Below are 25,125 nucleotides of genomic sequence, written 5' to 3'. Positions count from 1 at the left end.
CGGCATCCTCATTCGGCGGGCTGGGGCAGCACGGGGCCGCGATCCTTGCGCGCCCCGGCGGCGACGCGGACCCGGCGATCGGAAAGGCTGAGAAGCCCGCCCAGCGCCATCACGATGGCCCCCATCCAGATCCAGTTGGCGAAGGGCTTGATATAGGTGCGCACCGCCCAGCCGCCGTCCTGCTGCGGATCGCCGATGGCGACATAAAGATCGCGCAGAAACCCGCCGTCGATGGCCGCCTCGGTCGTGGGCATGCCCGCGACCGGGTAGACCCGCTTTTCGGGATGCATTTCTGCGATCTGCTTGTCGCCGCGCCAGACGCTCATGGTGGCGGCGGTCGAGATATAGTTCGGGCCTTCCAGCTTCTGCACCCGGTCCAGTTGGAAGCCGTAGCCGCCCAGGTCATAGCGCTCGCCGATCTGGGCGACGCGGATGTCTTCCTGGTTCCAGGCCAGCATCGCGGAAATGCCGATCATGGTGATCCCCAGCCCGGCATGGGCGACCGCCTTGCCCCAATCGGCGCGCGGCAGCCGCGTCAGCCGGCCGAGCCGTGCCACCAGCCCCGCACGTCCGGCCCGCAGCCAGAGATCGACCGCCGACCCGGCGATCAACCAGGCACCCAGCGCCACGCCGATGGGCCCAAGCGCGCTGTGTCCGGTCTGCATCGCCCAGACAAGTGCCCCCAGCGCCACTGCCAGCACCAGCGCGGGCAGCACCGGCCCTGCCGCGCGGGCAAGTCGCGCCCGCTTCCAGGGCAGGATCGAGCCCAGCGGCAACAGGATCGCCAGCACCACCATGAAGGGCGTGAAGGCCATGTTGAAGAAGGGTGCGCCGACCGACAGCTTGCGGTCGAAGGCCATCTCGGCCACCAGCGGCCAGATCGTGCCGACGAAGACCACCAGCGCCGCGACCGCCAGCAGGATGTTGTTGAAGACCAGCGCCGATTCCCGGCTGACCGTCCCGAACACGCCCTTGGCCTGCATCGCGCTGGCCCGCACCGAGAACAGCGTCAGCGCGCCGCCCATGAAGACCAGCAGGATCATCAGCAGGAAGACGCCCCGCTCGGGGTCGTTGGCGAAGGCATGCACGGACGTGATGATGCCCGACCGGGTGATGAAGGCACCGACCAGCGAGAAGCCGAAGGCGATGATCGACAGCAGGATCGTCCAGCTTTTCAGCGCCTCGCGCTTTTCGACGACGATGGCCGAATGCAACAGCGCGGCGGCGATCAGCCAGGGCATGAACGAGGCGTTCTCGACCGGGTCCCAGAACCAGAAACCGCCCCAGCCCAGTTCGTAATAGGCCCACCAGGACCCCAACGCGATGCCGACCGTCAGGCAGATCCAGGCGGCGAGCGTCCAGGGCCTGACCCAGCGCCCCCAGGCGGCATCGACCCGGCCCTCGATCAGGGCCGCAACCGCGAAGGAGAAGCAGATCGAAAGCCCGACATAGCCGAGGTAGAGGAAGGGCGGATGGAAGGCCAACCCCGGGTCCTGCAGCAGCGGGTTCAGATCCTGCCCGTCGAAAGGCGCCTCGGCCAGCCGGTCGAACGGGTTAGAGGTGAAAAGGATAAAGGCGTAGAAGGCCGCGCCGATGGCCGCCTGCACCGCCAGCACCCGCGCCTTGAGGGTCGGCGGCAGCCCGCCCCCGAACCAGGCCGCGAGCGCGCCGTAAAGCGCCACGATCAGCACCCAGAGCAGCATCGAGCCCTCGTGGTTTCCCCAGACGCCCGACACCTTGTAAAGCATGGGCTTCAGGGTGTGCGAGTTCTCGACCACGACCCTCAGCGAGAAATCCGAGACCACGAAGGCGTAGGTCAGAACCCCGAAGCTGAAGGCGGTCAGCAGGAACTGCGCCATGGCGGCCGGTTCGGCCATGGCCATCCAGCCGCTCCAGCCCTTGTGGGCACCGATCATGGGAATGATCGCCTGCACCAGGGCAATGGCGAAGGCGAGGGCGAGGGCAAAGTGGCCGAGCTCGATAACCATGGCGATCTCATACCCGCCCGGCGCCCCTGCGCCAATGGATTTCGCGTCGCGGGGCCGAGACGTTTACGCAATCGTGAGCCCGGCCGCGCCGGGCGCAGCCGTCCCGTGATCAGCTCTCGATTACCTCTCGCGCCACGCCTCGAGCGCCGGATTGGCTCCCTGCGAGACCGCCACGGCGTCGGTATCGCTCCGGGCGGTGCGGATCGCGACTGCCTCTTCGGACAGGTCGCGCAGATGCTGGAGGTTGCGCGCCACCTGCGGCGCCATCGCCATGGTCTCGGCGATCGAGCGCTGAAAATCCTGCCCCTTGGCCTGATAGCGCGCCCCGAAATAGAAGCTGATGATCGCACCCATCAACCACCAGAGAGGCTCGGGCACCAGCGCCATGCCCTGCATCCGGGCCGCGAACCAGACCGGGTCGACCATGGCCGAAATCGCCAGCCCGACCGTGCCCAGCGCCAGCAGCGGCCGGGGCAGCCGGTTCGCCCCGTCGATCAGCACATCGAAAAGCGTCTGGCGCGGCTGGGCGAATTCACGGGCGAATTCCTCCAGCACGGCGCGCTGCAATTCCAGATCGCGCTTGTCGGCGGCCTCGGCATTGACCCGGAACACCTCGGCCGCCTCGCGCACCACATTGGGCCCGCCCGAGAAGAGCATGCCGAGGGCTGCATTCATCATCCCCATCGCGCTGTCCTTTCCCGATGTTCGTCGTCGCTGAGATGATAGCGCGCCGAGATGAATTCCTCGGCCCGCAGGATCCAGCCGCCCTTGCCGCCATCCCGCCGGCAGGCGAACTTGCGGCTCGCCGGGCGGCGGTCGGCCAGCGCGTAATAATAGTTGCGCCGGGCGATGCCATAGGCGTCGGCGATATGGTCCGGCGCCGCCTCGGCAGCCGTCTTCGCGGCACGCGCCGTCTCGGGCCCGACGACGCCGTCGATCCCGCAGGGCTGGCCCATGTCGTTCAGCAATTGCTGCAGCAGCCGCACCGCATTGGCGCCCGCGTTGACATACATGTCGAAGACCGAAGGATGCAGCAGGTCCGGAAGGGCGTCGAGTTTCGGCCGCCGGAAATAATGATCGACATAGATCGCCACCGCCTGCTCGGCACTCAGCTTGCGCACATCCGCGATGTCGACCAGCCCGTCCCCGGTCAGGTCGAGCCGCAGTCGGCGCAGCGTGTCCAGCGTGACCCCGTGATTCGTCGGACCGCCCGGGTCGTCGGGATCGTTCACAAAGCCGCCTTCGCGCAGGACGATTTCCCGCGCGAGGTCTTCCACCGTTTTCATGAGCGCTTCTCCCCCGCTTCGCGTCGGAACCGGGGGAATTTGGATCGAAGGCGGTTAGCGTGAGGCTCAGCTGCCGTTCGCGCCCTCAACGGACGGGTCACGATAGACGCCCTGTTCTTTCAGCGCGTCGACCACTTCCTTGGGCATGTAGCTTTCATCATGCTTGGCGAGGATCTCTCGCGCCTCGAAGACGCCGTCGACCAGCCGCCCGGTGCCGACCATGCCCTGGTTTTCCTTGAACAGGTCGGGCAGCACGCCGGTATAGGTCACGGGCACGCTGGCGCCGCCATCGGTGACGTTGAAGCGAATGGTCTTGCCCTGACCGCGTTTCAGGCTGCCCTGCTCGACCAGACCGCCGATGCGGAAGGTTTCGGTCGGCGGCGGCGGGGCCTCGGTCACCTGGCTCGGCGAGCGGAAGAAGTTGATGCCGTCGCGCATCGCATAGCCGATCAGCCCGGTCGAAAGCACCAGCGCCGCAAAGGCCAGTAGGATGATCTGTATCCGCCGTCTCTTCTTCAGTCCGCGCATCTTGCGTTCTCCCTCAGGGGAAGCAGGGGGCCAGCATCAGGCCGGTTTCCTCGGCGATCCCGAGCATCAGGTTGGCGTTCTGCAGCGCCTGCCCCGACGAGCCCTTGGTCAGGTTGTCGAGCGCCGCGATCACCATGGCCCGGCCCGGTTTCCGGTCGCCCACAACCCCGATATGGACGAAGTTCGAGCCCCGGATATGCCGGGTCGAGGGGTGGTCTCCGAAGGGCAGGACCTCGATGAAGGTCTCATCCGCATAGGCCTTTGCCAAGGTGGCATGAACGACCTCGGCCTCGCCGCGCACGTAGACGGTGGCGAGAATCCCCCGGTTCGCGGGGATCAGGTGGGGCGTGAACTGCACCTCGACAGGCCGCCCGGCGATCTTCGAGAATTCCTGGTCGAACTCGCCCAGATGCCGGTGGGTGCCGCCCGCCGAATAGGCGTGAAAGCCTTCCGACAGTTCGGCATGCAGCAGGTTTTCCTTCAGCGACCGGCCCGCGCCGGACACCCCGGCCTTGAGGTCGATCACGATCTCGTCAAGGTCGATGACACCCGCCTCGATCAGCGGCCTCAGCGCATATTGCCCGGTCGCCGCGTTGCATCCGGTGCCCGCGACCAGCCGTCCGGCGCGAATCTCGTCGCGGTAGAATTCGGTCAGGCCATAGACGGCCTCTTTCTGCAGATCGACCGCGGCATGGGGCTTGCCGTACCATTTCTCGTAGGCGGCCGGGTCGCGCAGCCGGAAGTCGGCCGACAGATCGACGATCTTCAGATCGCGGGGTAATTCCTTGATCACCGCCTGGCTGGTCGCATGCGGCAGCGCGCAGAAGGCCAGATCGACGGTGGAAAAGTCGATCTCCTCGATCTTCACCAGATCGGGCAGGTCCATATGGCGCAGATGCGGAAACACCGAGGCCATCGGCATCCCCGCCTTACGCTCGCCCGACAGCGCCACGATGCGAAGCTCGGGATGAGTGGCGATCAGCCGGATGAGTTCTGCCCCGGTATAGCCCGAGGCGCCGAGAATGGCGACGGAGTGTGTCATGGCTTCTGCCCCTGCAGGAAAACGGGCCCGCACAAGGCGGACCCGGCTGTCTTACCTGTCGCGCGGGGCCAAACGCAAGAGAGGGCACAAGCCCCGCTCAGCCCGCTTTCCGCGCGCGCTGGCGCTGACGCAGGAGCGCCGCCGCCCCCAGAGCCGAAATCAGAAGGAGGCCACCCGCGGGCAGCGGAACGGCCGCGATGTCGGGCGCGCCTTGGCTGCCATCGTCATAGGATACCGTGCCTGTCCCATAGGTCGGCCGGATCCAGACATAGACGGACTCGAGCGTCTTGCCGAAATCGAGCTTCAGATCGCTGCTGAGCGTGTTCGAACTGCTGTAAGGGTCGTAGCTCATCGCCCAGTCGCCGCCGGAATAGCCGCATTCGAGGCAGGTGCCCCATGGGCCGTCCGCGTCCTGACGACCGTCCTCGCGGGTGGACCATTTGATGTAGCCGCCCGAATTCGTGTAGCTCGCCGCGCTGGCGTCGATCGAGAAGGACAGGACGACATTGCTGACATCGTTCAGCGTCAGCCGGATATCCTTGCTGCCATCCAGAACGATCGTTGCGGCGGACGCAGCCCCGCCAAGGGCAAAGATTGCCGCAAGGGCAGCCGCGGCAAGCACAGGTCTCATCTTGTTCCCCAGAAAAACTCAGGCTGTATGTAACATAATCCTGATATTTTTCAACCCGTTATTTGATAAAGTTCACGGAAACAGGGTGTTTCCGCTCCCCACCGGATGCGCCGGCAGCATGGGGCCCGGCTCAGGCCGCGCGGAATTCGATGCGTCGTCGCAGGAATTGCGTGGCCTTGTCCGACACGAAGCCCGGATCGCCCGTGGTCAGGAACATCGAGGCGTCCCCCGGCCCCCGCATCCCGGGATGCCGGCCCAGATAGTCGGCAAGGCTTTCCGCCACCAGATTGGCCTGGGAATAGACCTTGACGTCCGCGCCCAGCGCCTCCTGGAAGGCGCCCTGCAACAACGGGTAATGGGTGCAGCCGAGGATCGCGGCCTCGGGATGGGGCATCCGCCGCTTCAGCGCCTCGACATGGGACCGCACCAGCGCCTCGGCCAGCATCTCGTCGCCCGCCTCGATGGCATCGACAAGCCCGCCGCAGGGCTGGGCCTCGACATCGACGCCGATGGCGCGAAACGCCAGTTCGCGCTGGAAGGCGCGGCTGGCCACGGTGGCGGGCGTCGCGAACAGCGCCACATGCTTGACCGCGACCTCGCGCGGCGGCGAGTTGTCGCCCCATTGCCGTTCGGTCAGCGCCTCGATCAGCGGCACGAAGACCCCCAGCACGCGCTTGTCCTTCGGCACCCAGCTTTCCTGCATCCGCCGAAGCGCTGCGGCCGAGGCCGTGTTGCAGGCGAGAATCGCCAGATCGCAGCCCGCATCGAACAATCGCGAGACCGCCGCGGTGGTCAGCTTGTAGACATCCTCGGCATCGCGGATGCCGTAGGGCGCATGGGCGTTGTCGCCGAAATAGACGAAGGGCACATCGGGCAGTCGACGCGATACCGCATCCAGCACCGTCAGACCGCCAAGCCCGGAATCGAAGACACCAACCGCCATGCTCTCATGCCCTGCGTTTGTGATCGAACTCGTAGCCGTATGCGAGCGACTTCAGAGGCCGTGGAGACAACTCATAGGTGGAGTTGCGGAGGAAATCCATCATCGCTTTGGCATCCTGCCCAAGGGCATTCAGACGCGCCCGGTCGATCGGGCGGCCGATTGCGACCCGCACGGGTTCGTCGACCCGCGAGCGGAACTCCTTCAGCAGCAGCGCCATCCGCAGCGTCTCGTGCAGGTGGCTGGCCAGCTGGAACAGCCGCGAATTGTGGCCGTCGAAGAAGATCGGCACCACTGTCGCATCGGATTTCGCCACCATCTTCGCGGTGAAGCTGCGCCAGCCCGGGTCCATCGGCGGCCCCATCGGCCGAAGCGCAGTCGATACCGTCCCGCCCGGAAAGACCCCGATGGCCCCGCCCTCGGCCAGATAGGCCAGTGCCGCCTTGCGGGTCGCCAGGTTCTCCTGCATCGCGGCCTTGGTTTCGTCGAAACTGACAGGCAGGATCACCCGGTTCAGCGCCTCGGCCTTGCGAAAGACCGAATTCGCCAGAATGCGGAAATCGCCCCGCACCCGCGCGAGGATCAGCCCCATCATCAGCCCGTCGAGAATGCCGTAGGGATGGTTCGCAATCAGGATCAGCGGACCGTTGGCAGGAATGTCCGAAAGGCTGCCCTGCACCACGTCGAGGCTGAGCCCGTAGCGGTCGACCATCACCTCCCAGAAGTTCCGGCCGCGTTCGACCTCGACCTCGTAGCCCTCGGCCCGGCGGATCAGCGAAATGCGCCCCGTGGCATTTTCCAGAACCCGGATCAGGGCCTTGCCGCCCTTGGTCCGGGCCGAACTCGAATAGCTGATGTCGCGCGCGACCTGGCCCCGCATGGGCGTTCCCCGAAGCTCTCCGGCGCCGGGCCGGGTGGCCTGTGGAGCTACACCAAAACCCGCGCGCAGAAAAGAAATATCGGCGTCGCAGGGGCCGCCGGACCCGGATTTCCCGAGGCCCGGCGGCAGCCCCGCCAGCCCTCTATTCCGCCGCCGTCCGCAGCGGCGCCTCGCCGCGCCGGATCGCGGCCAGAAGCTCGTCGCGCCGCGCCTCGGCCGCCGCCTCGGCCGCCGCCTTGACCGGGCCGAACCCCCGCACCGTCAGCGGCAGTTCGGCCAGCGCGGTGCAGGCGTCCAGCGTGGCGGGCGAGAGCCGATCCAGAACCTCGTCCATGTCGGCCTCGTAGCGCCGGATCGCCGCGCGTTCGCGCCGCCGTTCGTCCTGCCAGCCGAACGGATCGAAGGGCGTGCCCCGCAGCCGCCTGAACGCCGCGAGCAACCGGAACCCCTGTTCCATCCGCCGCCCGAAGGCGCGTTTCTTCGAACGGCCGTCCGAGCCCTGCCCCTTGAGGAACGGCGGCGCCAGATGCCAGGTGATCTGAAGATCGCCCTCGAATTCGGCGCGCGCCTTGGCGGCGGTCTCCAGATGCAGCCGTGCGACCTCGTACTCGTCCTTGTAGGCCAGAAGCTTGTGATAGCCCTTTGCCACGGCCGCCCGCAGGAACGGGTCCTCGAACCGCTCGACCATCCGGCGATAGCGCCGCGCCAGCCGCGCCGACTGATAGGCGCGCAGATGCGCCTCGCGCAGCGCGATCCGCTCGCGCAGCGACCGGGGCTTCTCGACCGTCTCCGAGACCAGCACCCGCGCCGCTGCGGCAGGCTCGGCCGCAGCCCAGCGCCCGATCTCGAAGGCGCGGCGGTTGCCCGCGACGCCCGCCCCGTTCAGCTCGATCGCCCGGTCGATCGCCTCGTGCGAGATCGGGATCAGCCCCTGCTGCCAGGCAGCGCCGGTGACGATCATGTTGGCATAGATCGTGTCGCCCATCAGCCGCCGCGCGAGCTCGGTCGCATCGAACAGCTGCAGCCGGTCCTTCAGCCGCGCCTTCAGCGCCAGTTCCAGCCGGTCCGACGGCACCCGGAATTCCGGATCGCGCGTGAAGGCCCCGGTCACGATGTCGTGGTTGTTGACAACCGCTCCGGTGCGGCCCTGCGTCATCAGCCCGACGGTCTTCGCCCCCGCCGTGACCACCAGATCGCCGCCGATCACCGCATCGGCCTCGCCCGTCGCCACGCGGATGGCGGAAATATCCGAGGGCGTTTCGGCGATCCGGCAATGGATCTGCACCGCGCCGCCCTTCTGGGCGAGCCCGGCCATTTCCATCATCCCCGCGCCCTTGCCGTCGACATGGGCGGCCATGGCGAGGATCGCCCCCACCGTCACCGCGCCGGTGCCGCCGACCCCGGTGATGACGAGGTTCCAGGTGCCCTCGATCCGGGGCAGCGCAGGCGCGGGCAGCGCGCCGATCTCGACCTCGGCCGAGGCCTCCTTGCGCGGCCGCGCGCCCTTCAGCGTCACGAAGGACGGGCAGAACCCCTTGAGGCAGGAGAAATCCTTGTTGCAGGCCGACTGGTCGATGGCGCGCTTGCGCCCGAACTCGGTCTCGACCGGCACGATGGCCACGCAGTTCGACTGCACCCCGCAATCGCCGCAGCCCTCGCAGACATCGGTATTGATGAAGACGCGGGTGTCGGGGTCCGGGAAGGCGCCCTTCTTCCGGCGGCGGCGCTTCTCGGCGGCGCAGGTCTGGATATAGACCAGCGCGGTCACGCTCTCGATTTCGGACAGCCGCTTCTGCACCGCCATCAGCTCGGCGCGCGGATGGCAGGCCACCCCGGCCGGAAAGCCCCGTGGGTCTAGGTCTTCCTTCTCGTCATAGACGACCTCGACGCGCTTTGTGCCGGCGGCCAGCAGTTCGTCGACGATCTGGCGCGCGGTCAGGCCGCCATCGTTGCCCTGCCCGCCGGTCATGGCGACCGCATCGTTATAGAGGATCTTGTAGGTGATGTTGACGCCAGCCGCGATGGCGGCATGGATCGCCAGCCGCCCCGAATGGTTATAGGTGCCGTCGCCGAGGTTCTGGAAGACATGGCCCCGGGTCGAGAACGGCGCCTCGCCGATCCAGTTCGCGCCCTCCGCGCCCATATGGGTGAAGCCGCTGGTCTCGCGGTCCATCCAGAGCGCCATGATATGGCAGCCGATCCCCGCATAGGCGCGCCCGCCCTCGGGCACCTTCGTCGAGGTATTGTGCGGGCAGCCCGCGCAGAAATAGGGCAGCCGCGCCGCCAGATCCTCGGCATTGTCGGCGCGCCGCGCCTCGCGAATGCGCGCCAGCGCCGCGGTCAGCGCCTCGGTCTCGCGGCCCTCCTCGATCAGGATCTGGCCAAGCTTCTCGGCGATCATCACCGGGTCCAGCGCATAGCGGGTCGGAAACAGTTCCTGGTCGCGGTCGTTCTTCCAGCCATAGATCCGGCGGCCGCGGCGGTTGTGAAAGATCGCCTCCTTGGCCTGCACCTCGATCAGCTTGCGCTTTTCCTCGATCACCACGATCAGTTCGAGCCCTTCCAAGAACTCGGCAAAGCCCTTCATGTCCAGCGGCCAGACCTGCCCGACCTTGTAGGTCGAAATCCCCAGCCGCTCGGCCTCGGCCTCGCCGATCCCCAGCAGTTCCAGCGCATGCACGAGGTCGAGCCAGTTCTTGCCCGCCGCCACCAGACCGATTTTGGCCCCGGGCTTGCCCCAGACCCGGCGGTCGATGCGGTTGGCATGGGCGAAGGCTTCGGCCGCAAAGCGCTTGTGGTCGATCATCCGCTCTTCCTGCGGCACCCAGTGATCGTTCAGCCGGATGCCCAGCCCGCCGGGCGGCATCGCGAATTCCGGCGTGACGAACCGCATCCGGTCCGGGCGACCATCGACGACCGAAGTCACCTCGACGGTGTCCTTCATCACCTTCAGCCCGACCCAGACCCCGGCAAAGCGCGACAGCGCATAGCCGTACAGCCCGAAATCGAGGATCTCCTGCACGCCCGCGGGCGAGAGCACCGGCACATAGGCATCGACCATCGCCCAGTCGGACTGATGGCAGGTGGTCGAGGATTCGCCGGTATGATCGTCGCCCATCGCCAGCAGCACCCCGCCCCGCGGCGAGGTTCCGGCCAGGTTCGCATGACGGATCGCGTCGCCCGACCGGTCGACCCCCGGCCCCTTGCCATACCAGAGGCCGAAGACCCCGTCATGCCGCCCCTCGCCCCGCAATTCGGCCTGCTGGGTACCCCAGAGCGCGGTCACCGCCAGATCCTCGTTCAGCCCGGGCTGGAACAGCACGCCCGCGGCCTCCAGATCGGCCCGCGCCCGCATCATCTGCTGATCGACCGCCCCGAGCGGCGAACCGCGATAGCCGGTGACATAGCCTCCCGTATCCAGTCCGGCCGCCCGGTCGCGGGCCGACTGCATCAGCATCAGGCGCACCAGCGCCTGGGTCCCGTTCAACAGGATCCGGGATTTCGACAGGTCGTAGCGATCGTGCAGGCTCACATCGGGTCTGGTCATGGCGCCCCTCCCTTGGCGTCGGGTTTGCCCCCAGTCTAGGTCAGGAACCGTGACCTACAAAATGATTTCGGCGGCACTTCTTCGTTTGCAAATCCGGAACCGCCGCCTGTAGGTATCTGTCGAAATCGGTATACCAGCATTGCGGGAATTGCATGATGGATTGGGACAAGCTCAGGATATTTCACGCGGTCGCGGACGCGGGCAGCCTGACCCATGCCGGCGAAAGCCTGCACCTGTCCCAGTCGGCGGTCTCGCGCCAGATCCGGGCGCTTGAGGAAAGCCTTGGATCGACCCTCTTTCACCGCCATGCCCGCGGCCTGATTCTTACCGAACAGGGCGAGTTGCTGTTCGACGCGACCTCGGCCATGGCCCGGCGGCTCGACACGGCCGTCGCGCGCATCCGCGACAGCGTCGAGGAGGTCTTCGGCGAGCTGCGCGTCACCACCACCACCGGCTTCGGGTCGCTCTGGCTCGCCAAGCGGCTGCCGATCCTTTATCAGCGCTACCCCGAGCTCAAGATCGACCTGATGCTCGAAGAGCAGGTTCTGGACCTGCCGATGCGCGAGGCCGATGTCGCGATCCGGATGAAGGAACCGAGCCAGGCCGACCTGATCCGGCTGCGGCTGATGAACATCAAGATGCGGCTTTACGCGACCCAGCCCTATCTGGACGCGCACGGCATGCCCGCCACACCCGAGCATCTGTCGACCCACCGGCTGATCTGCCAGAACACCTCGTCGGCCCAGGTCGCGGCAGGCGCGCGGCTGGTGCGCGAGCTGATGACCTACAACATCCCCTCGACCCTGACCGTGAACAACTATTTCGGCGTGCTGCAGGCGGTGCTGAACGGGCTCGGCATCGGGGTCCTGCCCGATTACGTGACCGAGGATCATCCGCATCTGGTCCGGGTGCTCGACGAGATCGAATCGCACGACGTGCCGGTCTTCCTCGCCTACCCCGAGGAATTGCGCGCCTCGCGCCGCATCGCGGCCTTCCGGGAGTTCATCACCGAACAGATCATGGAGAAGCGGCAGCGCGACAAAGACACGCCCTCGATGTGAGATATGTGTCACATGCATGCCGTCTATGCTGCCTTGCGGCAAGTTTGGACTTGAACCGCAGCCACCTCGTCCATAATTGCTTGGACGAAGGCGGAAGTAGCGCTTTCGTCTTTACCTCCCTGTTGGACTTGGGCCGAGCTTATGCTCGGCCTTTTTTTGCGCGCAGCACAAGCTTGGCGCTTTTTTGGGCAAGTTGCCGTTACGTCCGCATGCGATCTCACCGGGATGTGAAGATCGCTGCCATGGCGGAAGCCGTTTGCGGTGGCCCGGAGCCCGACTCGGCGGTCGAATCGCGGGCATGACCCCGGCCAGCGCGTCTTCCGTGCCGCCTTCCGCCATGCGCCCCCTTCCCCCGACCGCGCTCCTGTCGTAGGACGACGCCAAACTGCCCGAGGGGAAGACGACCGCCATGGACGAGCCGCAGATCACCGAAGATCTCATCGCCGCGCACGGGATCAAGCCGGACGAATATGACCGCATCCTGCAGCTGCTGAACCGGGCGCCGACCTTCACCGAACTCGGCATCTTCTCGGCCATGTGGAACGAGCACTGTTCCTACAAGTCCTCGAAGAAATGGCTGCGCACCCTGCCCACCACCGGTCCGCAGGTCATCTGCGGCCCCGGCGAGAATGCGGGCGTCGTCGATATCGGCGACGGGCAGGCCGTCATCTTCAAGATGGAAAGCCACAACCACCCCTCCTACATCGAGCCCTACCAGGGCGCGGCCACGGGCGTGGGCGGCATCCTGCGCGACGTCTTCACCATGGGCGCGCGGCCCATCGCGGCGATGAACGCGCTCAGCTTCGGCGAGGTGAGCCACCCCAGGACCCGCCAGGTCGTCCATGGCGTGATCGAGGGCGTGGGCGGCTATGGCAACTGCTTCGGCGTGCCGACGGTGGGCGGCGAGGTCCGCTTCCACCCCGCCTATAACGGCAACTGCCTGGTGAACGCCTTCGCGGCGGGTCTGGCCGATACCGACAAGATCTTCTACTCGGCCGCCTCGGGCGTCGGCATGCCCGTCGTCTATCTGGGCGCCAAGACCGGCCGCGACGGCGTCGGCGGCGCGACCATGGCCTCGGCCGAATTCGACGAGGGCATCGAGGAGAAACGCCCCACCGTCCAGGTCGGCGACCCCTTCACCGAAAAGCGCCTGATGGAGGCCTGTCTGGAACTGATGGCCTCGGGCGCGGTGATCTCGATCCAGGACATGGGGGCCGCGGGCCTGACCTGTTCGGCGGTCGAGATGGGCGACAAGGGTAATCTGGGCATCCGGCTCGATCTGGATCGCGTGCCCTGCCGCGAGGCACGCATGACCGCCTATGAAATGATGCTGTCGGAATCCCAGGAACGGATGCTGATGGTGCTGCGCCCCGAGAAGGAGGCCGAGGCCAAGGCGATCTTCGACAAGTGGGATCTGGACTTCGCCATCGTCGGCGAGACGATCCCCGAAGACCGCTTCCTGATCGTCCACGGCGGCGAGGTGCGGGCCGACCTGCCCCTGAAGGCGCTGTCGGGCAATGCCCCCGAATATGACCGCCCCTGGGTCGAGACGCCCCCGGCCGCGCCCATGGACGACGTGCCCGGCATCGACCCGATCGACGGGCTGAAGGCGCTGATCTCGTCGGTGAACTACTGTTCCCGGCACTGGGTCTATGAACAATACGACACCCAGGTGATGGCCGACACGGTGATCCGCCCGGGTCTTGGCGCGGGCGTCATCCGCGTTCACGGCACGCCCAAGGCACTGGCCTTCACCTCGGACGTGACGCCCCGCTATGTGCGCGCGAACCCGGTCGAGGGCGGCAAGCAGGCGGTGGCCGAGGCGTTCCGCAATCTCTCGGCGGTGGGGGCCAAGCCGCTCGCCACCACCGACAACATGAATTTCGGAAACCCCGAAAAGCCCGAGATCATGGGCCAGTTCGTCGGCGCGATCAAAGGCATCGGCGAGGCCTGCCTGGCGCTCGACATGCCCATCGTGTCGGGCAACGTCTCGCTTTACAACGAAACCGACGGCGCCCCGATCCTGCCCACGCCGACCATCGGCGCAGTGGGCCTGCTCGAAAGCCTCGACGAGCTGATCGCGGGGGTGCCCGCCGACGGCCATCTGGCGCTTCTGATCGGCGAGACGGCGGGCCATCTGGGCCAGTCGGCGCTGCTGTACGAGGTCTTCAACCGCGAGGATGGCGACGCGCCCCCGGTCGATCTGGAGGCCGAACGCCGCAATGGCGATTTCCTTCGCGCCAACCGCGCACTGATCGCCGCCGCGACCGATCTGGCCGATGGCGGGCTCGCGCTCGCGGCCTTCGAACTGGCCCAGGCCGGCGGGATCGGCGTCACCCTCGATGCGGCCGACACACCTACGCTCTTTGGCGAGGATCAGGCCCGCTATCTGGTGGCGGCCGGGTTCGACGCGGCCGAGGCGCTGATGGTCGCCGCCGCCAAGGCGGGCGTGCCGCTGGCCGCCGTCGGCCGGTTCGGCGGCGATCAGGTCAGCTTCGGCGGGGTGTCGGCCCCGCTTGCCGATCTCACGGCGCTGTACCGCTCGGCCTTTGCCGCCGCCCTGGGCTAACCCCGAGGTCGCGCCTGAGCGGAACCCCTGAGCGGAACCTGCGACAACGGACCCGCGCGCCCCGGCCTGACAGGGCGTGCAGATCCGGCTAGGCTCGGGCTGTGACGACACATGACCGCGCCCCTTCCGCCACCGCGATCCGCCCGGTTTCACCGGCGGATTTTCCGTTCCTTCACGCCGTCGCGGGTCGCCCGGACATGGCGCGCTTCGTGATCGACGAGGACGACACGGCGCTTGCCGCCCATCTGGCAGATCCTGCCTGCCGGCTGGTCATCTGGTCCCCCGAGGGCCGCCCCCTGGGCTTTGCGCTCTTCTGCGAGATCGGCAATCCCTCGGGTCGGGTCGAGCTGCGCCGCCTGGCACTCGCCGAGACCGGCCGGGGGCTCGGCCGCGCCTTTCTGGCCGCGCTTGTCCGCCACGCCTTCACCGAGCTTGCCGCCGACCGGATCTGGCTCGACATGGCGGCCGACAACGACCGGGCGCACCGGGTCTATCTGGCCGCGGGCTTCACCCATGAAGGCACGCTTCGCCGTCACTGGAAACGTCCGGCCGGCGATATCGCCGATCTCCTGCTCTTCGGCATGCTGCGCGAGGAGTGGCGCGGCTGACCGCTTGCAGCCAGCCGTTCCCCCCTCTACATCTGGCAGGGGAGAGCAGAAAGGACGCCCGCCCATGGCGATCACGCCCGAAGAAATCGAGACCCTGATCCGCGAGAGGTTTCCCGCCGCGCAGATCACCATCACCGACCTTGCCGGGGACGGAAACCACTACGCCGCCGAGGTGATCGACGAAAGCTTTCGCGGCCTCAACCGCGTGCAGCAGCAGCGTGCCGTCTATGCGGCGCTGAAAACCCAGATGGAAGGCTCGAGCGGCGCGCTTCACGCGCTTGCCCTCACCACCAAGGCCCCGGACTGACCGGACGGATCGCCCGGAGGCGCGCAGAGCCGTGCGCGCCGGATCGCACCAGACCCACCAGGGGCCAGACCCGGCCCCGCAGACAGGACCGCAGACCATGACCGACGCCAAGGATCGCATCCAGCAGACGATTTCCGACAATGACGTGGTGCTTTACATGAAGGGCACCAAATCCGCGCCGCAATGCGGCTTTTCCAGCCGGGTCGCGGGCGTTCTGAACTTCATGGGCGTCGACTATGCCGATGTGAACGTGCTGGCCGACGACGACATCCGCCAGGGCATCAAGGACTTCTCGGACTGGCCGACGATCCCGCAGCTTTACGTCAAGGGCGAATTCGTCGGCGGTTGCGACATCGTCACCGAGATGACGCTCTCGGGCGAACTCGACAAGCTGTTCGAGGACAAGGGCGTGGCCTATTCCAAGGACGCGGCCGACAAGATCCGCGCGGCCAACGCCTGAGGCCGCCCCGATGATCCGGGCACGTCTGTGGTACGGCCCGGCCGGCGACCACCTTCCGCCGAAGCGCATCGCGCAATATCTGCGGGGGCCGCTGGCCTGTTCCGTGGCACTGCGCGAACGCAATCTCGACGGTGAATGGCGGTCCGAGGTCCGGCTGACCGCGCCTGTCGGCGCCACGCTCGCGCTCGAACGCGGGCTGGGCGTCTCGGGCGAGGCGGCCGATCTGGTCAGTCGGCTTCCCGCGGATGCGCCCGCAGCCCTGGCCCGGCGCCTCGCGCGCTGCACCGCGCGGATCGAGGTGTCTGACCCGGCCCCCGGCAGGCGTTTTGCCCCGGGCGCGCCAGTGGCACGCAGCGTCCTGTTGCCGCTTGCCTTCGCGCTCGATGCCATCGTCGAGGATCTCGACAACGGACGGCTGTCCTTCTTCCCGACAGCGGCCCCGCCGCATGAAGGGCTGGGGGCGCGGATCGGCCGGATCCTGTCGGAAATCTCGGTGATCCTGAACAGACGCAAGTCCCTGATGTGATCCCCGATCGAAAAGGGCGTCCGGTCGAAATTCCCGGGCGCCCCTGTTCGGGTCTGGCGGTCAGGACCCCGATGCCCGGTCCTCGACCTGAGCCGCCAGCGCCTCGGCCCGCGCCGCGATCTCGGCCAGGGTCTCGCCGACGGATGGCGGAATGACCGGCACCTCGACCCGCTCGGGCGCCGGGCGCGGCGCGGTCTCCATGGCCTCGATCCGGGCCGAGGCCTCGGCAAGCTTCGCCTCAAGCCCCTTCAGCCGCTCTTCGAGCCCCACCGTCTTGTCGGCCAGCATCAGCCCCGACATCAGCAAAAGCCGCGCTTCCGGCAGCCGCCCGTTCTGCGACGACAGTACCGAGGCCTCGGCATCGAGCATGCGGGCCGCGGCCGCCAGATAGGGTTCCTCGCCGGGTTGGCAGGCCACATCGAAGCTGCGCCCGCCGATCACGATCTCGATATTAGGCATGCGCCGCCCCTCCTTCGGCCACCGGCATCAGTTCAGCCAGAATGGCGTCGATCTCGGCCCGGTCGCTGGCGCGCAGCGCGGTCAGCGCCTCAAGCTCCGCCAGCATCGCCGCGTCGATGGCGCCGGGGTCGCCCAGCCCCTGGGCATTCGCCTCGCGCAGCGCCGCGCTGGTCTCGCGCAGCTTGGCATTCACCGCCCGCAGCCGGTCGACATCGGCCTCCGCCGCCTCGGCCCGCGCGGTCAGATCGGCCACCCGCTGCTCGAGCCGCGCCACCTGTGTCTCCTGACGGTCATGAAGCGCCTTGACCCGCTCGTTCAATTGCGCATTTGCACCGCGCTCGGTCTCCAGCGCCTCGCGCAGCGCCTCCAGCTCCGAGGGGTCGGGCCGGTCGGGGTCGTCGCCCCGCTGCAGCCCATCGAGCCCTCGCCCGATGCGGTCCAGCGCCGCGACGATCCGGCGCTCCAGTTCCACGATATCGCTCATCCGCCTGCTCTCCGGCCAGTCTTTTCGGGGCCCTGTCGCAGCCGCGTTCCGAATCGCGGTGGCGGGCCATTGCGTCAAGTGTAGCTTAAGGAAAGGCGGAATGCGCCCCCCCCCAACGGCCGCCGCCCGGCCCGATCCGGTCCGCTCGACCGCCCCTGCCGTCGCAACTCCGGGGACAGCAGGGCCCGCCGCCCCGCCTCCACCTTCTTCTTGGCAAAAATACCCGTCTGCGGCCCGGTCAGGGCCGCCAGAGAGAAACGACATGCCGACGCCATTTCGCCGATCTGACGGCCAGGCGCAAAATCCGGCGGTCAGACGAACTTCGCCACCAGCCGGTCGCGCACCCCAGGCGTCACGAAACTCGACACGTCGCCGCCCAGCCGGGCGATCTCCTTGACCAGCTTCGAGGCGATGGCCTGGCGCCGGGCATCGGCCATCAGGAACACCGTCTCGACACTGGCATCGAGCGCGCGGTTCATGCCGACCATCTGGAACTCGTATTCGAAATCCGCGACCGCCCGCAGCCCGCGCAGGATCATCGAGGCACCGACATCGCGGGCACAGTCGATCAGCAGGTTCTCGAAGGGATGGACGACGACCTCGGTTCCGAACCGCTCGCCCAGCGCCGCGCATTCGCTTTCGATCATCTCGACACGTTCTTCCAGCGGAAACAGCGGACCCTTGTCGCGGTTGATCGCGACCCCGATCACCAGCCTGTCCACCAGCGCGCAGGCCCGGGTGATGATGTCGATATGGCCAAGCGTCACCGGGTCGAACGTCCCCGGATATAGACCGATGCGCATCGGGCAACCTCCTGCAGCCTTCCCGGCGCACGCAACAATATTGGCGCCCATTTTGCAAGCACACCATGGGCTTGGCGACCGATTTCCGAACGTCGCAGGGCTAGTGGCCCATGATCATCCCTTCCAGCGCGGCCTTCTCCATCGCCAGTTCCGACATCCGCGCCTTGACCACGTCGCCGATCGAGATGATCGCCACCATCCGCCCGTCTTCCAGGACCGGCATGTGCCGGAACCGGCCCTCGGTCATGCGCGCCAGCACGGCATCGGCGCTGTCTTCCAGCGCGCAGAACTGGATGCGGCGGGTCATGATCGCGGCCACCGGGTCCTTGAGGCATTTCGGACCGCGCCGCCCCAGCTCGCGCACGATATCGCGTTCCGAAACGATGCCCTCGACACGCTCGCCGCTGCCGCTGACCAAGAGCGAGCCGATGCGCCGGGCCGACAGCTCGGCTGCGGCATCGGCCACCGAGGTTTCAGGCGGGATCGTCGCCACCCCCGGCACAAGTTTCTCGCGCAGGATCTGATGAACTTGCATTGTCTCCTCCCCAGGATGACGGTGTCGATTGACCAAGCGTCATCCGGACCGCGACATTCTGTCAAGTCAAGCCTTCGAGGCGCTGCAATTCCGCGCGCACCCCGTCCAGAAGCAGCCCGGCGAACCGGGTCAGCCGCGCCAGCTTGCGGTCGTCGCCATGGCGGATCAGATAAAAACTGCGCCTGAGCGCCACCCGATCAGCCAGAACCCTGACCAGCCCCGGCGCGGCCGGGATCGCGAAATCGTGCACGATGCCCAGCCCCGCGCCGGCCCGCAGCCAGTTCAACTGCACCGAGACCGAATTCGAAGCCAGCGCCACCCGCTCGGCCCCGGTGGCCGACAGGTAGTCGAGTTCGCTGTCGAAGATCATGTCGGGGATGTAGCCGACGATCCGGTGCCCGGAGAGATCGGCCAGATCGCGGATCGGCGGATGCGCCGCCAGATAGTCGCGATGGGCGGCAAGGTGCAGCTGGTAATCGGCGATCCGCTGCACCGTCAGCCGCCCGGTCTTGGGCGGGCTGACGGCGATCGCCATGTCGGCCTCGCGGCGGCTGAGGTTGAAGACCCGTGCCAGCGCGACGATCTGCACCTCAAGCCCCGGATGCCGGTCGCAGATCGCCGCCGCCACCTGCGGCAGCAGATAGTTGGCGACCCCGTCCGGCGCCCCGATCCGCACCGTCCCGGTCAGCTGCCCCTCCTGCCCGCGCACCTCCTCGACGCCCTCGGTCAGCGCCTGTTCGGCCTCGACCGCGCGGACCATCAGCCGCTCGCCCGCCTCGGTCAGCCCGTAGCCCCGTGGCGAGCGGGCGAAAAGCGCGCTGCCCAGCGCCTCTTCCAGCCGAGCGATCCGCCGACCCAGCGTCGCGGGATCGAGCCGCAAGGCCTTGCCCGCCCCGGTTAGGCTTTCGGCCCGTGCCACCGCCAGAAACAGCCGCATGTCATCCCAGTTCATCCGCCCATCCTTGCATTTCTGCAAAACGCTTTTGGCGATCTGCGGCTTTTCGGCACAAATTTGCAAGACTAAGCTCGCGCCCGAGAAAAACCCAGGGAGAACGCCATGAAGGATCTCACCCATTTCGTGAACGGGCAGCACACCGCCGGGACCTCGGGTCGGTTTGCCGATGTCTACAACCCCGCGCTCGGCCAGGTGCAGGCCCGCGTGCCGCTGGCCTCGAAGGCCGAGGTCGATGCCGCCATCGCCGCCGCGGCCGAAGCCCAGCCCGGCTGGGCCGCCACCAACCCGCAGCGCCGCGCCCGGGTGCTTATGGAGTTCGTCCGCCTGCTGAACCGCGACATGGACAAGCTGGCCGAGGCGCTTTCGTCCGAACACGGCAAGACCCTGCCCGATGCCAAGGGCGACGTGCAGCGCGGGCTCGAGGTCATCGAGTTCTGCATCGGCGCGCCGCATCTTCTGAAGGGCGAGTTCACCGACAGCGCCGGTCCGGGCATCGACATGTATTCGATGCGCCAGCCGCTGGGTGTGGTCGCGGGCATCACGCCCTTCAACTTCCCGGCCATGATCCCGATGTGGAAGATGGGCCCGGCGCTGGCCTGCGGCAACGCCTTCATCCTCAAGCCCTCGGAACGCGACCCCTCGGTGCCGCTGATGCTGGCCGAGCTGCTGCAGGAGGCGGGCCTGCCCGACGGCGTGCTGCAGGTCGTGAACGGCGACAAGGAGGCGGTCGACGCGATCCTCGACAACCCGGCGATCCAGGCCATCGGCTTTGTCGGCTCGACCCCGATTGCCGAATACATCTACGGGCGCGGCTGTTCGAACGGCAAGCGCGTGCAATGTTTCGGCGGCGCCAAGAACCACATGATCGTCATGCCCGATGCCGACATGGACCAGGCGGCCGACGCGCTGGTGGGCGCGGGCTATGGCGCGGCGGGCGAACGCTGCATGGCGATCTCGGTCGCGGTCCCGGTGGGCGAGGAAACCGCCGACCGCCTGATCGAGAAGCTGGTCCCCCGGATCGAAAAGCTGAAGGTTGGCCCCTACACCGCCGGCAGCGACGTCGATTACGGCCCGGTCATCACCGCCGAGGCGCGCAAGCGCGTGCTGAGCCTGATCGAGTCCGGCGTGACCCAGGGCGCCGATCTGGTGATCGACGGCCGGGCCTTCGCACTTCAGGGCTATGAGGCGGGCTATTTCGTCGGTCCGACCCTCTTCGACCGGGTCACGACCGACATGGATATCTACCGGACCGAAATCTTCGGCCCCGTGCTGTCGACCGTCCGGGCGAAGACCTATGAAGAAGCTCTGGGCTATGCCATGGACCACGAATACGGCAATGGCACCGCGATCTTCACGCGCGACGGCGACACCGCGCGCGACTTTGCCAGCCGGATCAATATCGGGATGGTGGGCATCAACGTCCCGATCCCGGTACCGCTGGCCTATCACACCTTCGGCGGCTGGAAGAAATCGGGCTTTGGCGATCTGAACCAGCACGGGCCCGATGCCTTCCGCTTCTACACCCGGACGAAGACCGTGACCGCGCGCTGGCCCTCGGGTCTGAAGGAAGGCGGCGAGTTCCACTTCAAGCAGATGGACTGACCCGCGCTTTCCGGGAGGCGGCCCCGCGGCCGCCTCTTCCCGGCGCGCCTCTGGCTTCCTACATGTCAGCGATGACAGACCGCACCGAACCCTCCGCCGACCGCCTCTGGGGCTTGCCCGACCCGGTGCTCCAGCCCGAGTTCTATACCGACGTGCCTTCCAAGCGGCTGGCCGCCTGGGTCATCGACGTCGTGCTGATCCTGATCCTGTCGTTGCTGGCGCTGCCCTTCACCGCCTTCACCGCGATCTTCTTCCTGCCGCTCTTCTTCACCCTCGTGGGCTTTGGCTACCGCACCGTCACGCTGGCGCGCGGCTCGGCCACCTGGGGGATGCGGATCATGGCGATAGAGATTCGCACCGCGCGCGGCGAGAAACTCGATCTCACGACGGCGGCCCTTCACACTTTGGCCTATTCGGCCTGTATCACCTTTTTGTTGCCGCAATTGGCCTCGGTAATCCTGATGCTGACCGGCGCACGTGCCCAGGGATTGCCTGATTTCCTCCTTGGAACCGCCGCCATTAACCGACCTGCAAATCCGTAGCAACAATCCCTTGGCGCCTCGGGGGACGAGTGTTAGCGTATTCGTAACCAGGATATGACTGCCCGACGATGCGCCACACCCTTCCGCTTGCGCCACAGTTCTATGTGACGGCGCCCCAACCCTGCCCCTATCTGCCCCGGCGGATGGAACGGAAACTGTTCACCGCGCTGCAGGGCGACACCGCCGAGACGCTGAACGACTCTCTGTCGAAACAGGGCTTCCGGCGCTCGCAGAATGTTCTGTACCGTCCCGCCTGCGCCGATTGCACGGCCTGCCTTTCGGCCCGGATCCGGGTGGCCGACTTTCAGCCGACCCGCAGCCAGCGCAAGGCCCAGAACCGCAATTCAGATCTCAAGCGGCAGGCCAGTTCGCCCTGGGCCACCGAAGAGCAATACACACTCTTCCGCCGCTATCTCGACAGCCGCCATGCCGATGGCGGGATGGCCGACATGGACATCTTCGAATTCGCCGCGATGATCGAGGAAACCCCGGTCCGCTCGCGCGTGGTCGAATATACCGCCGATCCCGCCGATGGCGGACGCCACCGGCCGCTGGTCGCGGTCTGCCTGACCGACATCCTCGATGACGGGCTGTCGATGGTCTATTCCTTCTACGAGCCCGAACGAACCAAACGTTCGGTCGGGACCCATGTGATCCTCGACCATGTCGAGATCGCGCGCGAGGCCGGGCTGCCTTACGTCTATCTCGGCTACTGGGTGCCGGGCAGCCCGAAGATGGGCTACAAGGCGAATTTCTCGGCGCTCGAGATCTACAAGAACGACCGCTGGCAGGATATCGGCGCGCCCGAGGACCATCAGGCCGAAACACACCCGCTTTCTGTCGCGCCGATTGCCGAACAGGTCGCCCGGATCCACCTGCCCGACAGCCGCCCAACCCGCGATTGATAAAGGCCAGAACCGGAGCAGGGCCGGCCGCGGCCCGGCGACAGGAAAGAGCAAGCCCGCGCGATTGGCGCGGGCTTTCCTTTGGAAGGACCTCCCGAAATCAGCCGTTCGGCAGGAGGTTCGGCACGATGGTCACGATCCCGGGCAGGAACCACAGGATCGCCAGCCCGATCACCTGGATCACCACGAAAGGCGCGACGCCCCGATAGATATGCCAGGTCGTGACCTCCTTCGGCGCGACCCCCCGCAGATAGAACAGCGCGAACCCGAAAGGCGGGGTCAGGAACGAGGTCTGCAGGTTCACCGCGATCATGATCGTCACCCATTTCGGATCGAAGGTTCCGCCATAGATCACCGGGCCCACGATCGGGATCACGATGTAGATGATCTCGAGGAAATCCAACACGAAGCCCAGGATGAACAGCACCAGCATCACCAGCAGGAAGACGGTCAGCTCGTTGTCGAAGCTGCGCAGGAATTGCTGGATGTAATGCTCGCCCCCGAACGAGATCACCACGAGGTTCAGAAGCTGCGAGCCGATCAGGATGGTGAAGACCATCGAGGTGACCTTGGCCGTCTCGCGCACCACCGGCCCCAGCACGCCCGAGCGCAGCAGCACCCAGCAGGCGTAGAGGATGCCGAACATCGCGAAGTGATAGGTGCCCTGCGCGACGAAGAAAGCGAGCCAGTCCTCGACTGGCACGCTCTCGCGCCCGAGCCTCAGGTCGAAATTGGTGCCGACCAGAAGCATGATGACGATGGCATACGAGGCCCAGAGGATCAGCTTGCCGGTCCGGTGCTCTTCCAGCAGCTTGCGATAGGCGGCCAGCATCAGCGCGCCGCCCGCGCCCAGCGCCGCTGCGGGCGTCGGGTTGGTGATACCGGCGAGGATCGACCCCAGCACCGCCACGATCAGCACCAGCGGCGGGAAGACCACCCGCAGAAGATCCGACCGCGACAGGCAGGCCACCGCGTAGCGGCAGCCGTACAGAGCCAGCGCGACGGGCAGCGCCAGCCACAGCAGCACCGTGCCGGGCGAGGCCAGCGGCCCGATGAAGAGCGCATCGACCAGAAGGCCCAGCACGATCCCCGCCCCCCCGATCAGAAGCGGCGCGGGCCGCGCCGTCGGCACCACGCCCCGCGCCGTCACCAGCGCCAGCGCGAGGAAGGTGAAGCCCAGCAGCACCCCGCCCGAGACCGGCGGCGTGGCCGCGATCTTTTCGGCGCGCGCAGCGGCGAGTTCGTCATCGGTCAGCTGATGCATCTCGACCCGGCCGCCGCCTGCGTCGATCTCTTGCTGCTGGGCGACGGCGCGATCCCATTTCGACTGGCCGTGCAGCGCGATCATCGAAGCCTTACACTGATCGGGCACATTGGTCCGCAGACTCGCGGATTCGGCCGTGTTGGAATAGCGCGAGACGGCAATGTCCTGGCTTCCGGCGATCCCGGTCGCCTCCAGCAGCAACGCCAGCCCGATCACCCCGGCGGGGGCCGCCAGAAACCAGGTCAGCGCCGCCCCCTTGCGCCCGCGCCGCGCCCCGGCCTCGACCACCGGCGGGGCCTTCGACGGGTTGAGAAGCGCATAGACCAGCGCATAGGCCGCATAAAGCAGAGCCAGCAGCACGCCGGGCAGGATCGCGGCCTGAAACAGCGTGCCGACCGAAACGACGGCAGCCTGCCCCAGATAGGTCAGCGCATCGGGACAGCCCGCAAGCTGGGCGCGCGTCTCCTGCGCGGTGGCGTAGATATCGCCCGCCAGCGTACCCAGCAGCACGATGATGATTGAGGGCGGAATGATCTGGCCCAGCGTGCCGCTGGCCGCGATCACCCCGGTCGCCAGCTCGGGCGAATACTTGTTGCGCAGCATCGTGGGCAGCGACAAAAGCCCCATCGTCACCACGGTCGCCCCGACGATGCCGGTCGAGGCGGCGAGGAAGGCGCCCACCACCACCACCGAGACCGCCAGCCCGCCCGGCATCGGCCCGAAAACCCGCGCCATGGTGGTCAGCAGGTCGTTGGCGATCTTCGAGCGTTCGAGGGTGATCCCCATCAGCACGAACATCAGCACCGCCAGCAGCGTCTCGATCGACTGCCCGGCAAAGACCCGTTCGTTCATCCGGTTGACGATAAAGCTGATATTGCGGTCCATCGCCGTTTCCCAGCCCTGCGGGAACAGCGCCGTGGCGACGGTCGGCAGGTCGGGATAGCGAAAAGGCGAGATCGTGTCGGGATGAATGCCCTGCGCGATCAGCGCGTCATAGGCGGCGGAGCCGGTGTCGATGACCTGGGCCACCAGGATGCCCGCGCTGTCGAGCGCCGCGATGATCCCGAAGGAAATGACCGCCGCGCCGCCGATGGCGAAGGCCACCGGAAAGCCCGACAGGATGCCCCCGAAGAGGCAGAGAATGACGATGATCAGGCCGATCTCGACGCCATCAAGTCCGAATAGCATATGCCTGCCCTGCCC

Annotated in this window: 24 protein-coding genes; 9 read left to right on the top strand and 15 right to left on the bottom strand. The window is 67.0% G+C overall.

The features are described from left to right. Positions 1 to 8: 8 nt before the first annotated feature. The 9 genes from BYZ73_RS03095 to BYZ73_RS03055 form a co-directional block, all read right to left on the bottom strand. Positions 9 to 1,988 carry a heme lyase CcmF/NrfE family subunit gene (locus BYZ73_RS03095; RefSeq protein WP_112314868.1) on the bottom strand — a complete coding sequence of 660 codons (1,980 nt, stop codon included), beginning with the start codon at positions 1,986 to 1,988 and terminating at the stop codon, positions 9 to 11. 120 nt (positions 1,989 to 2,108) lie between these two features. Further along, on the bottom strand, positions 2,109 to 2,672 hold the full coding sequence (locus BYZ73_RS03090) for a holin family protein (protein ID WP_181497945.1): 564 nt from the start codon (positions 2,670 to 2,672) through the stop codon (positions 2,109 to 2,111). Further along, on the bottom strand, positions 2,663 to 3,274 hold the full coding sequence (locus BYZ73_RS03085) for a holin-associated N-acetylmuramidase (protein WP_112314867.1): 612 nt from the start codon (positions 3,272 to 3,274) through the stop codon (positions 2,663 to 2,665). Before BYZ73_RS03085 ends, BYZ73_RS03090 begins: the two co-directional genes overlap by 10 nt. 66 nt (positions 3,275 to 3,340) lie before the next feature. Next, entirely contained in the window at positions 3,341 to 3,802 is a 462-nt protein-coding gene (gene ccmE / locus BYZ73_RS03080; RefSeq protein WP_112314866.1) for a cytochrome c maturation protein CcmE, read from the bottom strand. Positions 3,803 to 3,815: 13 nt separating this feature from the next. Continuing rightward, complete coding sequence (gene argC, locus BYZ73_RS03075) at positions 3,816 to 4,844, bottom strand: N-acetyl-gamma-glutamyl-phosphate reductase (RefSeq protein ID WP_112314865.1); 1,029 nt, start codon at positions 4,842 to 4,844, stop codon at positions 3,816 to 3,818. A gap of 97 nt (positions 4,845 to 4,941) precedes the next feature. Next, positions 4,942 to 5,475, bottom strand: coding sequence for a VPLPA-CTERM sorting domain-containing protein (locus tag BYZ73_RS03070; RefSeq protein ID WP_112314864.1), 534 nt, complete (start codon positions 5,473 to 5,475; stop codon positions 4,942 to 4,944). A gap of 130 nt (positions 5,476 to 5,605) precedes the next feature. Then, entirely contained in the window at positions 5,606 to 6,418 is an 813-nt protein-coding gene (locus BYZ73_RS03065; RefSeq protein ID WP_108022749.1) for a glutamate racemase, read from the bottom strand. A gap of 4 nt (positions 6,419 to 6,422) precedes the next feature. Continuing rightward, positions 6,423 to 7,295: a lysophospholipid acyltransferase family protein gene (locus tag BYZ73_RS03060; RefSeq protein WP_112314863.1), complete on the bottom strand. Its 873-nt coding sequence runs from the start codon at positions 7,293 to 7,295 to the stop codon at positions 6,423 to 6,425. Positions 7,296 to 7,437: 142 nt separating this feature from the next. Beyond that, positions 7,438 to 10,842: an indolepyruvate ferredoxin oxidoreductase family protein gene (locus BYZ73_RS03055; RefSeq protein WP_112314862.1), complete on the bottom strand. Its 3,405-nt coding sequence runs from the start codon at positions 10,840 to 10,842 to the stop codon at positions 7,438 to 7,440. 155 nt (positions 10,843 to 10,997) lie between these two features. Here BYZ73_RS03055 and BYZ73_RS03050 point away from each other — a divergent pair, with 155 nt between their 5' ends. From BYZ73_RS03050 to BYZ73_RS03025, 6 genes are all read left to right on the top strand, one after another. Further along, positions 10,998 to 11,903, top strand: coding sequence for a LysR family transcriptional regulator (locus BYZ73_RS03050; protein ID WP_112314861.1), 906 nt, complete (start codon positions 10,998 to 11,000; stop codon positions 11,901 to 11,903). Positions 11,904 to 12,312: 409 nt separating this feature from the next. After that, on the top strand, positions 12,313 to 14,472 hold the full coding sequence (purL, locus tag BYZ73_RS03045; RefSeq protein WP_112314860.1) for a phosphoribosylformylglycinamidine synthase subunit PurL: 2,160 nt from the start codon (positions 12,313 to 12,315) through the stop codon (positions 14,470 to 14,472). Positions 14,473 to 14,573: 101 nt separating this feature from the next. Continuing rightward, positions 14,574 to 15,080, top strand: coding sequence for a GNAT family N-acetyltransferase (locus BYZ73_RS03040; protein ID WP_112314859.1), 507 nt, complete (start codon positions 14,574 to 14,576; stop codon positions 15,078 to 15,080). Positions 15,081 to 15,144: 64 nt separating this feature from the next. After that, entirely contained in the window at positions 15,145 to 15,387 is a 243-nt protein-coding gene (locus tag BYZ73_RS03035) for a BolA/IbaG family iron-sulfur metabolism protein (RefSeq protein WP_108022739.1), read from the top strand. 97 nt (positions 15,388 to 15,484) lie between these two features. Beyond that, entirely contained in the window at positions 15,485 to 15,847 is a 363-nt protein-coding gene (grxD, locus tag BYZ73_RS03030) for a Grx4 family monothiol glutaredoxin (RefSeq protein WP_108022737.1), read from the top strand. A 10-nt stretch (positions 15,848 to 15,857) separates the two neighbouring features. Further along, the gene (locus tag BYZ73_RS03025; protein ID WP_112314858.1) at positions 15,858 to 16,373 is read left to right on the top strand and encodes a hypothetical protein; all 516 of its coding nucleotides are present in this window, start codon (positions 15,858 to 15,860) and stop codon (positions 16,371 to 16,373) included. Between the two features lie 60 nt (positions 16,374 to 16,433). On the opposite strand, the gene BYZ73_RS03020 is transcribed toward BYZ73_RS03025, so the two are convergent. From BYZ73_RS03020 to BYZ73_RS03000, 5 genes are all read right to left on the bottom strand, one after another. Beyond that, the gene (locus BYZ73_RS03020; RefSeq protein ID WP_108022732.1) at positions 16,434 to 16,832 is read right to left on the bottom strand and encodes a cell division protein ZapA; all 399 of its coding nucleotides are present in this window, start codon (positions 16,830 to 16,832) and stop codon (positions 16,434 to 16,436) included. After that, the gene (locus tag BYZ73_RS03015; protein WP_112314857.1) at positions 16,825 to 17,316 is read right to left on the bottom strand and encodes a hypothetical protein; all 492 of its coding nucleotides are present in this window, start codon (positions 17,314 to 17,316) and stop codon (positions 16,825 to 16,827) included. The genes BYZ73_RS03020 and BYZ73_RS03015 overlap by 8 nt, the downstream gene beginning before the upstream one ends. Positions 17,317 to 17,627: 311 nt before the next feature. Beyond that, the gene (gene coaD / locus BYZ73_RS03010; protein WP_112314856.1) at positions 17,628 to 18,119 is read right to left on the bottom strand and encodes a pantetheine-phosphate adenylyltransferase; all 492 of its coding nucleotides are present in this window, start codon (positions 18,117 to 18,119) and stop codon (positions 17,628 to 17,630) included. Between the two features lie 100 nt (positions 18,120 to 18,219). Then, complete coding sequence (locus tag BYZ73_RS03005; RefSeq protein WP_112314855.1) at positions 18,220 to 18,654, bottom strand: CBS domain-containing protein; 435 nt, start codon at positions 18,652 to 18,654, stop codon at positions 18,220 to 18,222. Positions 18,655 to 18,715: 61 nt separating this feature from the next. Next, positions 18,716 to 19,606, bottom strand: coding sequence for a LysR family transcriptional regulator (locus BYZ73_RS03000; protein WP_112314854.1), 891 nt, complete (start codon positions 19,604 to 19,606; stop codon positions 18,716 to 18,718). 105 nt (positions 19,607 to 19,711) lie between these two features. On the opposite strand from BYZ73_RS03000, the gene BYZ73_RS02995 reads away from it, so the two are divergent. The 3 genes from BYZ73_RS02995 to BYZ73_RS02985 all read left to right on the top strand — a co-directional run bounded on the left by BYZ73_RS02995 (position 19,712) and on the right by BYZ73_RS02985 (position 22,658). After that, positions 19,712 to 21,211 (top strand): CoA-acylating methylmalonate-semialdehyde dehydrogenase, encoded by a 1,500-nt coding sequence (locus BYZ73_RS02995; protein WP_112314853.1) that lies wholly within the window; start codon positions 19,712 to 19,714, stop codon positions 21,209 to 21,211. A 71-nt stretch (positions 21,212 to 21,282) separates the two neighbouring features. Beyond that, a complete protein-coding gene (locus tag BYZ73_RS02990; RefSeq protein ID WP_112314852.1) occupies positions 21,283 to 21,753 on the top strand; it encodes an RDD family protein in 471 nt (156 codons plus the stop codon). A gap of 68 nt (positions 21,754 to 21,821) precedes the next feature. After that, entirely contained in the window at positions 21,822 to 22,658 is an 837-nt protein-coding gene (locus BYZ73_RS02985) for an arginyltransferase (RefSeq protein WP_108022722.1), read from the top strand. 100 nt (positions 22,659 to 22,758) lie between these two features. On the opposite strand, the gene BYZ73_RS02980 is transcribed toward BYZ73_RS02985, so the two are convergent. Continuing rightward, positions 22,759 to 25,110 carry a TRAP transporter large permease gene (locus tag BYZ73_RS02980; RefSeq protein ID WP_112314851.1) on the bottom strand — a complete coding sequence of 784 codons (2,352 nt, stop codon included), beginning with the start codon at positions 25,108 to 25,110 and terminating at the stop codon, positions 22,759 to 22,761. Between the last annotated feature and the right edge of the window lie 15 nt (positions 25,111 to 25,125).

The sequence above is a fragment of the Rhodovulum viride genome (genome assembly GCF_003265965.1).
Lineage (GTDB): Bacteria > Pseudomonadota > Alphaproteobacteria > Rhodobacterales > Rhodobacteraceae > Rhodovulum > Rhodovulum kholense.
Note: the sequence above shows the minus strand (reverse complement) of the source record. Positions and strands in the feature narration are given on the sequence as shown.